This is a genomic window from Dyella sp. CR10 (assembly GCF_055814425.1).
The window spans coordinates 2,611,038-2,625,995 of sequence record NZ_CP185986.1 but is presented as its reverse complement, the minus strand read 5'-3'; the positions used below and the strand labels follow the sequence as shown (position 1 = coordinate 2,625,995).

At 66.3% G+C, this 14,958-nt stretch carries 13 protein-coding genes; 4 read left to right on the top strand and 9 right to left on the bottom strand.

The features are described 5' to 3' along the window. Positions 1–10 precede the first annotated feature (10 nt). From ACNR9O_RS11870 to ACNR9O_RS11855, 4 genes are all read right to left on the bottom strand, one after another. Positions 11–1,042 (bottom strand): C13 family peptidase, encoded by a 1,032-nt coding sequence (locus ACNR9O_RS11870; protein ID WP_473680278.1) that lies wholly within the window; start codon positions 1,040–1,042, stop codon positions 11–13. A gap of 21 nt (positions 1,043–1,063) precedes the next feature. Then, positions 1,064–1,750: an acireductone synthase gene (gene mtnC, locus ACNR9O_RS11865; protein WP_473680280.1), complete on the bottom strand. Its 687-nt coding sequence runs from the start codon at positions 1,748–1,750 to the stop codon at positions 1,064–1,066. A gap of 155 nt (positions 1,751–1,905) precedes the next feature. Next, positions 1,906–2,475: a 1,2-dihydroxy-3-keto-5-methylthiopentene dioxygenase gene (locus ACNR9O_RS11860; RefSeq protein ID WP_473680282.1), complete on the bottom strand. Its 570-nt coding sequence runs from the start codon at positions 2,473–2,475 to the stop codon at positions 1,906–1,908. Further along, on the bottom strand, positions 2,472–3,119 hold the full coding sequence (locus ACNR9O_RS11855; RefSeq protein ID WP_473680284.1) for a methylthioribulose 1-phosphate dehydratase: 648 nt from the start codon (positions 3,117–3,119) through the stop codon (positions 2,472–2,474). The genes ACNR9O_RS11860 and ACNR9O_RS11855 overlap by 4 nt, the downstream gene beginning before the upstream one ends. 181 nt (positions 3,120–3,300) lie before the next feature. On the opposite strand from ACNR9O_RS11855, the gene ACNR9O_RS11850 reads away from it, so the two are divergent. Next, on the top strand, positions 3,301–3,633 hold the full coding sequence (locus ACNR9O_RS11850) for a high-potential iron-sulfur protein (RefSeq protein ID WP_473680286.1): 333 nt from the start codon (positions 3,301–3,303) through the stop codon (positions 3,631–3,633). A 464-nt stretch (positions 3,634–4,097) separates the two neighbouring features. Here ACNR9O_RS11850 and ACNR9O_RS11845 read toward each other — a convergent pair whose 3' ends face one another. After that, positions 4,098–5,540, bottom strand: coding sequence for an amino acid permease (locus ACNR9O_RS11845; protein ID WP_473680288.1), 1,443 nt, complete (start codon positions 5,538–5,540; stop codon positions 4,098–4,100). A gap of 86 nt (positions 5,541–5,626) precedes the next feature. After that, positions 5,627–7,105, bottom strand: a complete 1,479-nt coding sequence (locus ACNR9O_RS11840; protein WP_473680290.1) for an amino acid permease — start codon at positions 7,103–7,105, stop codon at positions 5,627–5,629. 157 nt (positions 7,106–7,262) lie between these two features. On the opposite strand from ACNR9O_RS11840, the gene ACNR9O_RS11835 reads away from it, so the two are divergent. After that, positions 7,263–7,829 carry an NUDIX hydrolase gene (locus ACNR9O_RS11835; protein WP_473680292.1) on the top strand — a complete coding sequence of 189 codons (567 nt, stop codon included), beginning with the start codon at positions 7,263–7,265 and terminating at the stop codon, positions 7,827–7,829. A gap of 18 nt (positions 7,830–7,847) precedes the next feature. Here the strand turns inward: ACNR9O_RS11835 and ACNR9O_RS11830 are convergent, their stop codons facing one another. From ACNR9O_RS11830 to ACNR9O_RS11820, 3 genes are all read right to left on the bottom strand, one after another. Beyond that, positions 7,848–8,366: a 3-hydroxyanthranilate 3,4-dioxygenase gene (locus ACNR9O_RS11830; RefSeq protein WP_473680294.1), complete on the bottom strand. Its 519-nt coding sequence runs from the start codon at positions 8,364–8,366 to the stop codon at positions 7,848–7,850. A gap of 178 nt (positions 8,367–8,544) precedes the next feature. Continuing rightward, positions 8,545–10,434 (bottom strand): DNA topoisomerase IV subunit B, encoded by a 1,890-nt coding sequence (gene parE / locus ACNR9O_RS11825; protein ID WP_473680296.1) that lies wholly within the window; start codon positions 10,432–10,434, stop codon positions 8,545–8,547. An 80-nt stretch (positions 10,435–10,514) separates the two neighbouring features. After that, positions 10,515–12,314 carry an aminopeptidase P family protein gene (locus ACNR9O_RS11820; RefSeq protein WP_473680299.1) on the bottom strand — a complete coding sequence of 600 codons (1,800 nt, stop codon included), beginning with the start codon at positions 12,312–12,314 and terminating at the stop codon, positions 10,515–10,517. Between the two features lie 133 nt (positions 12,315–12,447). Here ACNR9O_RS11820 and ACNR9O_RS11815 point away from each other — a divergent pair, with 133 nt between their 5' ends. Next, entirely contained in the window at positions 12,448–14,118 is a 1,671-nt protein-coding gene (locus tag ACNR9O_RS11815; protein ID WP_473680301.1) for a CTP synthase, read from the top strand. Further along, positions 14,115–14,948, top strand: coding sequence for a 3-deoxy-8-phosphooctulonate synthase (gene kdsA / locus ACNR9O_RS11810; protein ID WP_473680303.1), 834 nt, complete (start codon positions 14,115–14,117; stop codon positions 14,946–14,948). Before ACNR9O_RS11815 ends, kdsA begins: the two co-directional genes overlap by 4 nt. Positions 14,949–14,958: the final 10 nt, after the last annotated feature.

Here is a 14,958-nt window from a genome sequence, read left to right as displayed (position 1 = left end):
GGCGAGTCGGTCAGCGGTGGCTGGCCGGCTCGGCAGCCGGGACCGGTGGCCGGAAGGCGACAACGGGGCCCGGCGTCACGTGCGCGCGCCAGCGCGCGAGCTGATCGGCGATGCCGGTGCCGGCGTCGATCTGCGGTTCGGACGGGGTGAGCTGGTCGCGCTGTTCCCACTGCGCGATCTCGCCGCGGGCTTGTTTGAAGGCATCGATGAAATCCGGCGTGCGGTTCAGCGCATCGACCAGCCAGGCGCGACCGAAATAGGTGATGTCGGAGTCGCTGCCGCAGCCGAACGAACTACGGTCGGTACGCGCCGCGGTGAGCACCAGGGTGCCGGGGCCCTTCAGCGGCGGCAGGAAGCCGCCCGAATAGCAGGCGTTCACCACCACCACTTTCCATTTGAAAGCATGCTTGTCGAGGATGTCGGCCAGATCGGGCGCACCGATCTGGTCCAGCGGCAGCGGATCGAGATCGACCAGCAGGTTGTGCGCCGGATCGCCATGTGAGGTGAGATAGAGCACGAGGATGTCCTCGTCCTTCTTCATCACGCCCGAGAGGGCATCCAGGGCGCTCTCCAGGTTGCTCCAGGTCGCCAGCGGGCGGGTCTGGAGCGTGGCGGGATGATTGGCCAGCACCAAGGGGTGCACCGTGGCGCCGAAACGGTCGGCGAACAGCTTGCCGGCATACTCGGCCTCGTTGCGGAACACGTCTTCCGCTCCATCGCCGGCGAAGGCGACGAGATAGAGATTGGGCCGTCCCGCCACGCGGGGGCCCAGTTTGGCGATGGCGTCGCGAAGCAGGCGCGGCTGCGCATAGGCGACCTGCTCCGGCGTGGGACCTTGCTGGGGCCAGCGGTCGGATGGGTCATCGGCCGGCGCGTCTTCTTCGGCCAGCTCGCCCGCTGAGGCGGCTGGTGCAGGCACGGAGGTGGCCACCGGTGGCGCGGCGTGGGCAGCGACGCCGATGGGGCCTGCCGTCCGATGAAGCAGCAGGGTCAGCAGCACGCCCGCAGCGAAGGCGAGCAGAGCGGTGAGGGCGATGCGCATGGCGGTGGCCGGGGTGGCTCTTCAGGGAACGATGGCGTCGAAATCCGGATAGGCCGGATGGCGCGGTTGGGCCGGCATCTCCAGCGGCGCGCGCAGCAGCCAGGCGGTCTGGAAACCCGCGGCCTTGGCGGCGTCCAGTTCTTCCGGAATATCGGACAGGAACAGCAGGTGCTGCGGCAGCTCGCCGATCGCTTCGGCGATCTTTTCGTAGGAGGCGCGCTCGCGCTTGGGGCCGGTTTCGGTATCGAAGTAGCCGGCGAACAGCGGCGTCAGGTCGCCGGCGTCGCTGTAGCGGAAGAACAGTTTCTGCGCCGGCACGGAACCGGAGGAGTACACGTACAGGTGCAGCCCTTCGCCGCGCCAAGCCTTCAGGCGCGCGGCCACTTCCGGGTAGACGTGGGCGGTGTATTCGCCTGCCGCATAGCCTTCCTGCCAGATCATGCCCTGCAGCGCCTTGAGCGGCGTGGATTTGCGGTCTTCGTCGATCCAGCGCAGTAGCAGTTCGATGATCTCCTGGCGGCTGGCCTCGACCAGGCCGGCTTCTTTGGCCGCTTCGTGCAGCCAGTGCTGCACTTCCGGGCGATCGACGTGAGTTTCCACGTAGGCCGGCAGGCGCTTGCGTGCGTAGGGAAACAGCACGTCCTTGACGAAGCTGATCGAGCTGGTGGTGCCCTCGATATCGGTGACGATGGCGCGGATGGCGGTCATGCGGGTAGCCGTGATGCAGGGGAAGCCAAGCTTAGCCGTGCGGCACCTGCGCGCCTACGGGCAGGTGGGGCAGGAGGCGGCGGAAGCCCGAGGGCGAGCTGGCACGGCTTCATACCGCGCAGATGCCGCCGGCCCTGGGCCGGCGGCGACGGGGATCAGGCCGCGGTGTGGGCCGAGCCGTGCGGAAGCATGCGCGGGAAGCGCACGGCGATGTCTTCGCCGGTGAAATTGGCGACCCAGCCTTCCTTGTTGGTGAACAGTCGGATGGCCACGAAGTAGGGCGCCTCGCTCATGTCGAACCAGTGGCGGGTGCCGTCCGGCACGCCGATCAGATCGCCCTGCTCGCACAGCACGTCATAGACCTTGCCGTCGATGTGAAGGGTGAACTGTCCCGCGCCGGCGACGAAGAAGCGCACCTCGTCCTCGCTGTGCGTGTGCTCGCTGAGGAATTTCTGGCGCAGCGCGGCCCGATCCGGGTGATCGGGCTTGAGACTGATCACATCGACGGCCTGGTAGCCCTCTTCGCGCATCAGACGGTCGATGTCGGCACGGTAGGCAGCGATGACTTCTTCCTGGCTGGCGCCAGGAGCGATCGGCTGGCCGGCTTCCCATTGCTCGAAACGTACGCCCACTCGCTTCAGCTCGTGCGCGATCGCAGCGTGCTCGTGGTGGACGGAAAGCGGCGTGTCGGGGCGCTGGTCGTCGAAAATGCGCAGGCGGCTCATGCGGACAGTCTCCTCAGATCCAATTCGCAGCCCAGGAGGAATTCCAGGGCTTCGAGGTGGCGGCGGGTTTCGGCCATGCCACGTCCCCAGGTGTAGATGCCATGCCCGTCGATCAAGTAGGCGTGCAGCGGCTTGCCGGCATCGAGCCAGGCATCCACCTTGGCGACCAGCTCGGGCATGTGCTGGGTGTTGGGGAAGACGGGAATGAGCAGCTCGGCATCGTGCGTAGTCTGGCCGGCGATGGCCTTCTGCAGTTCCCAGCCCTTCAGGCGCACCACGCCGTCCTTGGAGAACAGGCGCGAGGCGACGCTCTGCGTGCGCGAATGCGTATGCAGTACCGCAGTCATGTCGGGAAAGCGCCTATAGATCTGCGTGTGCAGCTCGGTCTCCGCGCTCGGGCGCGCCTCGGTACCTACCGCCTTGCCCTGCATGTCGATCAGCATGATGTCGTCGCGTCCGAGCTTGCCCTTGTCGCGACCGGAGATGGTGATGGCCGCGTGATCGGCATCCACGCGCATGGAGAAATTGCTGCTGGTGGCGGGCGTCCAGCCGGCGAGCGCGAGCTCGCGCGCGGCATCGGCGATGGCATCGGCGCGTTCGGCGAACAGCGCGGGGGGAATCGTCGCGGGAAGGACCTGGCTCATGCGATATGGACGTCCAAATGGCAGGGGACTATAGCACGGCGGTTCAGCTCGCCTTTTGGAAGCCGGGCTGACCGGCCAGGTTCCGAATGCGAGCCATTCTCATGGTGGGTTTCGCGGTCGGCGTAACATCGCCGCGGTTCCGCCATGCTGGCGGATAGTCCCCATGACGGAGGTTTTGCCAATGTCCCAAGAAAAAGATCTCGAATCGCGCCGTCGTTTCCTCAAGATCGCCGCTGGCACCGCTACCGCCGCCGCGGTGATCGGAGGCCTGCCGCGCCTGGCGCGTGCCGCCGATCTGCCGCATGTGGCCGAGTCGGATCCCACCGCCAAGGCGCTGGGTTATGTCGAGGACGCCAGCACGACCAAGAACGCCGCTCGCAAGGCGGGCGATACCTGCGCCAACTGTCAGTTCTACTCTGGTGGCGCTTCCGGCTACGGTCCGTGTCAGCTGTTCCCCGGCAAGTCGGTGAACGCGAAGGGCTGGTGCGTATCGCATTCGCCGAAGAAAGCCTGACGTTCGTTTTCGATGCGTGTTCGCAAGGCCGGCGCCAGCGCCGGCCTTTTTCATGGTCGTCATGCACAGCATCGCGCCGCGGCGTGCGCGAGCGATGAGTCGTCAAAGAAGAAGTCGTCGGCGATCGAACGATGCCGGAGAGAAGATGCAGCCCAGACGCGTCAGGCCGAGGAGCTGACCCGCCTGACGCGCCGGGCGGCAATCCGGGGCCCACTGCCAAGTGATCAACCCACGGACGGCAGATGTTACTCCCCAAAGGGCGGTTTGGGGCATCCGGGGGAAAAAAATTTCCCGAAAAAGTCTCGTTAAAATCAGAAAAAACAAATACTTACGGAACTATTCGTGACTGTGCATCAAAAATCGGGGCCGATTGCGCATTTCGAAGCAGTTCTGTTCAGTTGGCTACCATAGGCTGATGTTTGCCCCTGTAGCCCGTCATTGACGGGCGTTCGGCGAAGATCGCCTCAGGCGCGGCGGCGAAGGCGGCTATGCCGCACGCCGTAGCCGAAGTAAATGGCCAGGCCGATCACCGTCCACACGATCATCAGCAGCCAGTTGAACCAGGCCATGAAGGACAGCAGGGCCACGCAGCTGAACACGCCGGCGGTGCAGACGAACCAGGCGGCGGGCACGCGGAACAGGCGCGGCAGGTCCGGCGCGGTGTAGCGCAGGATCAGCACGCCGGCGCACACCGCGACGAACGCTATCAGTGTGCCCATCGAGGTGAGGTCGGCCAGCAGGTCCAGCGGAAACACCGCAGCCAGCACGGCGATGCCGGCGCCGGTGAGCAGCGTATTGAGATGCGGCGTGCGGTGCTTGGGATGGATGCGGTTGAACACCGGAGGCAGCAGGCCGTCGCGCGACATGATCATGAAGATGCGCGGCTGGGCGATGATCATCACCAGGATCACCGAGGACAGGCCGATCAGCGCGCCGATTTCCACCACCAGGCGCAGCCAGCCCAGTTCCGGATGGTTGCGGATCGCGGTCACCACCGGCTCGCTGGTACCCAGCTCGGTATAGGGGATCAGACCGGTCAGCACAGCCGCCATCGCCAGGTACAGTACGGTGCAGATCACCAGCGAGACCAGAGTGCCGAACGGCAGGTCCTTCTGCGGATTCTTGCATTCCTGTGCCGCGGTCGACGTCGCCTCGAAGCCGATGTAGGCGAAGAACACCATCGCCGCGCCGCGCATGATGCCGGACCAGCCGTACTTGCCAGGTGCCTGCTCGGCGGGAATGAAGGGGTGCCAGTTGGCCGGATCGATGTAGCGATAGCCGGCCACGACCACCACCACGATCAGGCCGACCTTGAGCATCACCATCAGCACGTTCAGGCCCGAGGACTCGCGGATGCCGACGTAGCACAGCCAGGTGAGCGCAAGCACGATCGCTACTGCCGGCAGATTCATCAGGTGCCCGGTAGAGACCAGGTGGCCATCCTTGAACGCGAGCGGCGCCTCGGTCAGCGCCACCGGCAGGTGGATGCCGACGTGATCGAGCAGGCTGGTGAAATAGCCGGTCCAGCTGGCGGCCACCGCGGAGGCGGAAATGCCGTATTCCAGCACCATGTTCCAGCCGATGAACCAGGCCACCAGTTCGCCCAGGGTGGCGTAGGCGTAGGAATAGGAGCTGCCGGAGATCGGGATGAGGGTGGCGAACTCCGCGTAGCACAGCGCGGTGAAGCCGCTGCAGATCGCCGCCAGCATGAAGGAGATCAGCACCGCCGGGCCCGCGTGCTCTGCCGCCGCCTGGCCGGTGACGACGAAGATGCCCGTGCCGATCACCGCGCCGATGCCCAGGGCGGTGATGCCCCACTTGCCCAGCGTACGGCGCAGGGACGGACCACCGTGGCAGTCGTCGGCATCGGAGAAATCGGTCTTGCGGGCGAAGAGCTGCTTGAGCATGCGTGAACCTGGTGAAGCGGCGGGCCGCGATGACGGCGGCTGCATAAAAAGGAAGGGCCGGCGCGAGCCGGCCCTCGATCGGTATGTCAGGCGGCGGGCTTGCGCAGCTTGCTGTGCGAGTAGCCGTAGAGGAAGTAGATCACCTGGCCGATGGCGATCCAGGTAAGCATCCAGCGCCAGTGCTCGAGGAACGATTGCAGGAACAGCGCCATGCAGGCGAGCGCGCCGAGCGGGCAGACGATCCACGGCACCGGCACGCGGAAGGCGCGGGGCAGGTCGGGGCGGGTATACCGCAGCACCAGCACGCCGACGCACACGGTGGCGAAGGCCAGCAGGGTGCCCATCGCGACCATCTCGCCGAGCACGCCGATGTTGAACAGGCCGCCCAGCGCGGCGGCGAGCACGCCCACCACCACGGTGCCGACGTGCGGCGTGCGGTACTTCGGGTGGATGCGGCCGAACAGCGGCGGGATCAGGCCGTCGCGCGCCATCGAGTAGAAGATGCGCGGCTGGCCCATCAGCATCACCAGGATCACCGAGCTAAGGCCCGTGACCGCGCCGATCACCACGATGATCTGCAGCCAGTGGAGGGTCGGATAGTTGTCCAGCGCGGTGGAGACCGGCTCCGGCGTGCCCAGCAGGCGGAAATCGGCGATGCCGGTGAGGATGCCCGAGACGATGATGTACAGGATGGTGCAGAGGATCAGGGAGCCGATGATGCCGATCGGCATGTCGCGCTGCGGGTTCTTCGCTTCCGCCGCGGCGGTGGAGACCGCATCGAAGCCGATGTAGGAGAAGAACACGATGGCGGCGGCACGGCCCACGCCGGCCCAGCCGTACTTGGAGGGGCCTTCCGACGCCGGGATGAAGGGGTGCCAGTTGTCCGGATTCACGTACTTCGTGGCGAAGGCGATGAACAGCAGGATCACCGTCACCTTGATCGCCACGATGATCGAGTTGACGAAGGCCGACTGGGTGATGCCGACGTAGCACAGGCCGGCGATGGCCGCGATGATCGCCACCGCGGGCAGGTTGATCAGCATGCCGGTGGCCTGGATATGGCCGTCGACGACAGTGAACGGCGCCGCGGCAAGCGTCTGCGGCAGCGTGACGTCATGGCCGATCCAGCCACTGATGAGCGCCAGCAACTTGTTGAAGTAGCCGGACCAGCCCGCCGCCACCGTGGCCACGGTGAACAGATATTCCAGTACCAGGCTCCAGCCGACGAACCAGGCGACGTATTCGCCCAGGGTGGCGTAGGAGTAGGAGTAGGCGCTGCCGGAGACGGGCAGCATGGCCGAGAATTCCGCATAACACAGCGCGGCCAGCGCGCAGGCGATGCCGGCGAAGACGAAGCTCAGGACGATGGCCGGGCCGGCATGTTCGGCGGCGGCCTGGCCGGTGATCACGAAAATGCCCGCACCGATGATGGCGCCGATGCCCAGCATGACCAGGTGCCGCGCCGTCAGCGCGCGTTTGAGCGTGACCTCGCCGTGGGCTCCGCCATCGGGGAGGTCGGCGGACGCAGGCGAAATCTGCGTCGTCGCAAAAAGATTTTTCAGCATGTGTTCCCCCCTCCGGGAATGTCCGCTTTTCGTTCTGGTAAAGGCTTGTGGCGCCGCCATCGGCGGTGCGCTGGGCACGGAAGCACAGAACCTTAGCGGAGGGATGGGAGGGGTACAAGTCGCGCCGCAGCTATGATGGTGGCTTCGTCCAGCTCCTATGTCACAAGTCATGCACGCCGATGCCAAGCCCCTTTTCGCCCTGTTCGATGACTACGCGTCGCGGCACCCGCAAGAACAGGAGATCGCTGCGCAGTTCGCTGCCTTCCTGCGTTCCGCTCCCACCGTTTTCGAGCGCAGTCACGCCGAAGGACATTTCACCGGCGGGGCCTGGCTGGTCAGCGCCGATGGCGCGCGGGTGCTGCTGACCCACCATCGCAAGCTGGGGCGTTGGCTGCAGTTGGGCGGACATGCCGATGGCGATGCCGATCTCGCCCGCGTCGCGCTGCGCGAAGCCGAGGAGGAGTCGGGCCTGTCGCAGCTGGAGGTGGTGGATGCGAGGCCGTTCGACATCGACTGCCATTGGATCCCGGCGCGCGGGTCCGAGCCCGGTCATTGGCATTACGACGTGCGCTATGTGGTGCGCGCCGGCGGCAGCGAAAATTTCGTGGTCAGCGAAGAATCCCTGGACCTGGCCTGGAGGCCGGTGGCGGAGCTTGCCGCCGATCCCGCGGCGGACGAATCGCTGCGGCGCATGGCGGAGAAATGGCTGCGCCACGGCGCATAGGCTGGTATTCGCTACCGGTCAGGCGTATTTGGCCGGCGCAGGGTGAACGGTGCCGCACTTTTCGCAGGTACGCGCTTGGCTCGAACGATAGAAGCGTTCGAACACGGGCGGGAAGTCATGCTCGATGCTTTCGAGCGTGAAATATTCCTCGTACAGCTTGTGATTGCAGTGTTGGCAGAACCACAGCAAGCCGTCCTTTTCCTGCGCCAGGCGCCGGCGCTCGATCACCAGGCCGATGGAATCGGGCATGCGCTGCGGCGAATGCGGCACGCGGGGCGGCAGGTAGAACATCTCCCCGGCGCGGATCGGGATGTCGCGAGCCACCCCGTCGTCCTGCACCTTGAGCACCATTTCGCCCTCGAGCTGATAGAAGAACTCCGGGCCTTCGTCGTAGTGATAGTCGGTGCGCGCGTTGGGGCCGCCGACGATCATCACGATGAAGTCGCCATCGACGATGCATTTGTTGCCCACCGGCGGCTTGAGCAGGTGGCGGTGGTCGTCGATCCAGCGCTTGAGGTCGAGCGGCGGCGTCAACATGATGCGGGCGGTTCCGGGAGGGCGATGCCGCTTACCTTAGAACCTGTTCTTGCGCTCTGCCTAGGGGCTCGCTCGCGCGGTCGATGGGGCTGCGGCGGATCATTTGGCGCCGAATGCCGCCGCAGCATCCGTAAGATCGGATGCGCGGGATAGATCAGAGCGTCTCCTCATCGCGAGGCTAGACTTCGAGCGTGGCGAGATCGCCCTTTTCCTCGAGCCACGCCTTGCGGTCGCTGGCGCGCTTTTTGGCCAGCAGCATATCCATCAGTTTGGTGGTGCCTTCGCCGTCGTCCACGGTGAGCTGCACCAGGCGGCGCGTGTCCGGATGGATGGTGGACTCGCGCAGCTGCGCCGGATTCATTTCGCCCAGACCCTTGAAGCGAGTGGTGCTGACCTGGCCCTTCATCTTTTCGCGCTCGATGCGTTGAAGGAGGGCGGTCTTCTCGTTTTCGTCCAGGCAGTAGAACACCTGCTTGCCCACGTCCACGCGGAACAGCGGCGGCATCGCCACGAACACGTGGCCGTCGCGCACCAGCGTAGGGAAATGGCGCAGGAACAGCGCGCTCAGCAGGGTGGCGATGTGCAGTCCGTCGGAGTCGGCGTCGGCGAGGATGATGACCTTGCCATAGCGCAGGCCGCTCAGGTCGTCCTTGCCCGGATCGCAGCCGATCGCGACGGCAAGGTTGTGCACTTCTTCAGAACCCAGCACCGAGCCGGATTCGACTTCCCAGGTGTTGAGGATCTTGCCGCGCAACGGAAGGATGGCCTGGAACTCCTTGTCGCGCGCCTGCTTGGCGCTGCCGCCGGCCGAGTCACCTTCCACCAGAAAGAGTTCCGTACGGCTGAGGTCCGTGGCGGTGCAGTCGGCCAGCTTGCCGGGCAGTGCCGGACCCTGGGTGATTTTCTTGCGCACGACCTGCTTGGACGCCTTCAGGCGCGCGCTGGCGCGCTCGATGGCCAGTGTGGCGATGCGTTCGCCCAGCTCGACGTTCTGGTTGAGCCACAGGCTGAAAGCATCGTGCACCACGCCTTCGACCAGTGCCGCGGCGTTGCGCGAAGACAGGCGCTCCTTGGTCTGGCCGGCGAACTGCGGGTCCTGCAGCTTGGCCGACAGTACGAAGGCGAGGCGCTCCCACACGTCTTCCGGCGCGAGCTTCACGCCGCGCGGCAGCAGGTTGCGGATATCGCAGAATTCGCGCACCGCATTGGTCAGGCCGCTGCGCAGGCCGTTCACGTGCGTGCCGCCCTGCGCGGTGGGAATCAGGTTGACGTAGCTCTCCTGTACCAGCTCGCCCTCGGGCAGCCAGGCCAGTGCCACGTCCAACCCTTCGGTATCGCGCTGCACGTGGTGCACGAACAGCTCGGCCGGCAACGCCTCGGCGCCGTCGAGTTCGCCGCGCAGGTAGTCGCGCAGGCCGTCCTCGTAGTGCCATTCGCTCACTTCGCCGGTGGCTTCGTCGGTGAGCTTGACGTTGAGGCCCGCGCACAGCACGGCCTTGGCGCGCAGCAGGTGCTTCAGTTTGGAAAGCGAGATCTTCGGCGAATCGAAGTACTTCGGATCGGGCCAGAAGCGCACGGTGGTGCCGGTCTTTTTCTTCGGCACACTGCCGATCACTTCCAGCTCGCTGGCGCGGTCGCCATGCTCGAAGGCCATGCGGTATTCGCTGCCGTCGCGGCGGATGGTCACTTCCACCCGGCTCGACAGCGCATTGACCACCGACACGCCCACGCCGTGCAGGCCGCCGGAGAAGTTGTAGTTCTTGCCGGAGAACTTGCCGCCCGCGTGCAGGCGCGTGAGGATCAGCTCCACGCCGGGGATGCCTTCTTCCGGGTGGATGTCCACCGGCATGCCGCGGCCGTCGTCGCTGACCTGGACCGAGCCGTCGGTATGCACGATCACTTCGATCGCGCTGGCGTGGCCGGCGAGGGCCTCGTCCACCGAGTTGTCGATGACTTCCTGCGCCAGGTGGTTGGGGCGGCTGGTGTCGGTGTACATGCCCGGCCGGCGCTTGACGGGGTCAAGACCGGAGAGGACTTCAATGTCGGCGGCGTTGTAGCGACTGCTCATGCTCGGGGATGTTCGGAGGAATCAAGCGCGGGAGGATGGGGTGGCCGGCGGGGCAGGTCAAGCCGGCGGGAGCGGTCGTCTCACAGGGGCGCGCAATGCCGCTCCAGCCAGACCAGGTCGGCGCCTTCCAGCAGTGGGCTGAGCGCGGCGCGCACGCGAGCGTGGTAGTCGTCGAGCCAGGCGCGTTCCTCGGGATTGAGCAGGCCCGGCTCCAGTGCGCGGCGGTCGAACGGGCACAGGGTCAGCGTTTCGAAGGCGTGGAATTCGCCGAACTCGGTCTGGTCCGCCTCGACCACCACGGCCAGGTTCTCGTGACGGATGCCGTGGCGGCCCGGCTTGTACAGGCCGGGTTCGATCGAACTGATCATGCCCGGTTCCAGTGCGACAAGCGTGGCGCCCGAGACCGGCGGGCGAATGCCCTGCGGACCCTCATGCACATTGAGGAAGTAGCCCACGCCGTGGCCGGTGCCATGGCCGTAGTCCATGCCGCTGGCCCAGAGCGGAGCGCGGGCCAGCGCATCGAGCTGGGGGCCGCTGGCGCCCTTGGGAAAGCGGGCGCGGGACAGGGCGATCAGGCCCTTCATCACCAAGGTCGCGTCGCGTCGTTGTTCGGCGGTGGTCTCGCCCAGCGCGAGCACGCGCGTGATGTCGGTCGTGCCGCCCCGGTACTGGCCGCCGGAATCGACCAGCAGCAGGCCCTGTGGCTTGAGCGTGCTGTGGCTTTCGGCGGTGGCGCGGTAATGCGGCAGGGCCGCGTTGGCCTGATAGCCGGCGATCGTGGCGAAGCTTTCGCCGACGAAGTCAGGCTGCGCGGAGCGTTCCTCGCGCAGCAGCGAGTCCACGTCCAGCTCGGTCTGGCTCATGCCTGCGGCCAGGCGCTCCTCCAGGCGGCGGAAGGCGCGCACCAGGGCAGCGCCATCGCGGCGCATCACCTCGCGCACGTGATCCAGCTCGGCCGGGGTCTTGCGGGCCTTGAGCGCGGTCGAAGGGTTGGGCGCCTGGATCAGGCCGGTGGCGGCGGGAGTCGCGTCGGCGATCGCCGCTACGACGCGTTGGCCGTCCAGGAGGAGGCGGTCGCCTTTGCCCAGTTCCCCCAGGGCGTCGGTGACCGTGGCGTAGTCGGCGAGACGCACCCCGTCGGCGGCGAGCGCGGCGACCAGCGTGTCGGTGAGCTTGCCGCGGTCGATGAACAGGGTGGCCGGACCGTCCGCGGCGGCCAGCAGGTGCGCCAGGAACACCGGGTTGCACTCCACATCCGCGCCGCGCAGGTTGGTCAGCCAGGCGATATCGTCCAGGCTGGAAAGCAGATGATGGCTGGCGCCATGCTTGCGCATCGCAGTGCGCAGCCGGGCCAGCTTGTCGGCACGCGGCACGCTGGCGTAGCGGATCGCGTGTTCCACGACGGGGGCGGATGGCAGGGGCGGGCGGTCCGCCCAGACGATGCCAGGCAGATCCAGGTCGGTACGCAAGCGCGCGCCGTTGGCCTCGAGGCGCCGGGCGATCTGTTCCCGGGTGGCCAGCGGCACGCTGTCGCCGGCGACGGCCAGGGTCTGGCCTTCGCCCAATTGCTGCAGCAGCCATTCGAGATGTTCGGCCGCATGCGCCACGCGCTGGCGCATCAGGGCGATACCGCTGCCGGCCAGTTGCTGCTCGGCCTGGGTGAAGTAGCGGGAGTCGGTCCACAATCCCGCCTCGTTCCGGGTGACGACCAGCGTGCCGGCTGAACCGGTGAAGCCGGACAGCCAGACGCGCGCCTGCCAGTGTTCGGGCAGGTACTCGGAGAGGTGCGGATCGGCGCTGGGTACCAGGCAGGCATCCACGCCATGCTGGCGCATGGCCTGGCGCAGGAGGGCGAGGCGGGAGGGAACGGGTTGGCTCATCCGTTCATGCTAGCAGTCGGGCCTTTGCCAGTTCGGGCGTGACTCGATGAATCGGTACGGGAATTTTCGCCGGACCGCTCGCGGCCCGCAGCGACCTCCGCTAAAATGCCGATTTCCAGCACGGCTGCATCCCATGACCCCCCTGATTTTCGTCACCGGCGGTGTGGTGTCCTCGCTTGGCAAGGGCATCGCCGCGGCGTCGCTGGCTTCCATTCTGGAAGCGCGTGGCCTCTCGGTCACCATGATGAAGCTCGATCCGTACATCAACGTGGATCCGGGCACGATGAGCCCCTTCCAGCATGGCGAGGTGTACGTCACCGACGACGGCGCCGAGACCGACCTGGACCTGGGCCACTACGAGCGCTTCGTGCACACCCGCCTCACCGGCAAGAACTCCATCACCACCGGCAAGATCTACGAGTCGGTGATCCGCAAGGAGCGCCGAGGCGACTACCTGGGCGCCACCGTGCAGGTGATCCCCCACATCACCGACGAGATCAAGCACTGCATCCACGAGGCCACTCGCGGCTTCGACGTGGCGCTGGTGGAGATCGGCGGTACCGTGGGCGACATCGAGTCTCTGCCGTTCCTGGAGGCGATCCGCCAGCTGCGCATCGAGCACGGCCCGGAAAAGTGCCTGTTCATGCACCTGACCCTGGTGCCGTACATCAAGGCTGCCGGCGAGATCAAAACCAAGCCGACCCAGCATTCGGTGAAGGAACTGCGTTCGATCGGCATCCAGCCGGACGTGCTGCTGTGCCGTTGCGAGCAGCCGCTGCCCGACGGCGAGCGCCGCAAGATCGCGCTGTTCACCAACGTGCCCGAGAACGCCGTGATCAGCGCGGCGGACGTGGACATCATCTACAAGCAGCCGCTATGGCTGCATAAGCAGGGGCTGGACGACATCGTGGTCAAGCGGCTCGGCCTCGAGGCCGGTCCGGCCGACCTGTCCGCGTGGCAACGCACGGTGGATGCGGTCGAACATCCGAAGGATGAGATCAGCGTCGCCATCGTCGGCAAGTACGTCGAGCACAAGGATGCCTACAAGTCGCTGGGCGAAGCGCTGCGCCACGGCGGCATCAAGCAGCAGACGCGGGTCAACCTGCAGTGGATCGACTCCGAGCAGGTCGAGGCGGAAGGGGCGGCGAAGGTGCTGGGCGGCGTTGACGCCATCCTGGTGCCGGGTGGTTTCGGCAAGCGTGGCTTCGAAGGCAAGGTGCTCGCCGCCAAGTACGCGCGCGAGCACGGCGTGCCGTACTTCGGCATCTGCTATGGCATGCACGCCGCGGTGGTGGACTTTGCCCGCCACGTAGCCGGCCTGAGCGACGCCGACTCCAGCGAGAACGACCGCAACACGCCCGATCCGGTGATCGCGCTGATCACCGAGTGGACCACCGCCGCCGGTGAGGTCGAGACGCGCAACGAGCGTTCGGACCTTGGCGGCACCATGCGCCTGGGCGCGCAGGAGTGCCGCCTGAAGGCTGGTACGCTGGCGCGCGAACTGTATGGCCAGGACGTGGTGCGCGAGCGCCATCGCCACCGCTACGAGTTCAACAACCGCTACCGCCAGTCCTTCGAGGACCTGGGCCTGGTGATCTCGGGCAAGTCGATGGACGATCTGCTGGTGGAGATCGTCGAGCTGCCGGCGCAGAAGCATCCGTGGTTCCTCGGCTGCCAGGCGCATCCGGAATTCACCTCCACGCCGCGCGACGGCCATCCGCTGTTCATCGGTTTCGTACACGCCGCACGCGAATACAAGGCGGTGCGCGAGGGCGAGCGTCTGGCCAAGGAGCACGTGGCATGAAGCTTTGCGGATTCGAGGTCGGCCAGGACCAGCCGCTGTTCCTGATCGCCGGTCCCTGCGTCGTGGAGTCCGAGCAGTTGCAGGTGGACACCGCCGGCAAGCTGAAGGAAATCACCGGCAGGCTCGGTGTCAATTTCATCTTCAAGTCCAGCTTCGACAAGGCCAACCGTTCCTCGGGCAGCAGCTTCCGCGGCCTGGGCATGGAAGAAGGCCTGCGCATCCTTGGCGAGGTGAAGCGCCAGGTCGGCGTGCCGGTGCTCACCGACGTGCACGAATACACCCCGTTCGCCGAAGTGGCGTCCGTGGTCGACGTGCTGCAGACGCCGGCGTTCCTGTGCCGTCAGACCGATTTCATCCAGGCCGTGGCCCGCGTGGGCAAGCCGGTGAACATCAAGAAGGGCCAGTTCCTGGCCCCGTGGGACATGAAGAACGTGGTCGACAAGGCCAAGGCCGTGGGCAACGACGACATTCTCGTGTGCGAACGCGGGGCCAGCTTCGGCTACAACAACCTGGTGTCGGACATGCGCTCGCTCGCGGTGATGCGCGATACCGGCTGCCCGGTGGTGTTCGATGCGACGCATTCGGTGCAGCTGCCGGGCGGGCAGGGCACCAGTTCCGGCGGCCAGCGCGAGTTCGTGCCGGTGCTGGCGCGCGCTGCCATCGCGGTGGGCGTGGCGGGCCTGTTCGCCGAGACCCATCCGGATCCCGCCAAGGCGCTTAGTGATGGCCCCAACGCCTGGCCGCTCGGCAAGATGGAAGCGCTGCTGGAGACCCTGATGGAGCTGGATCAGGTCACCAAGCGGCACGGGTTCCTCGAAAGTACCGTCTGACCTGGAAGCG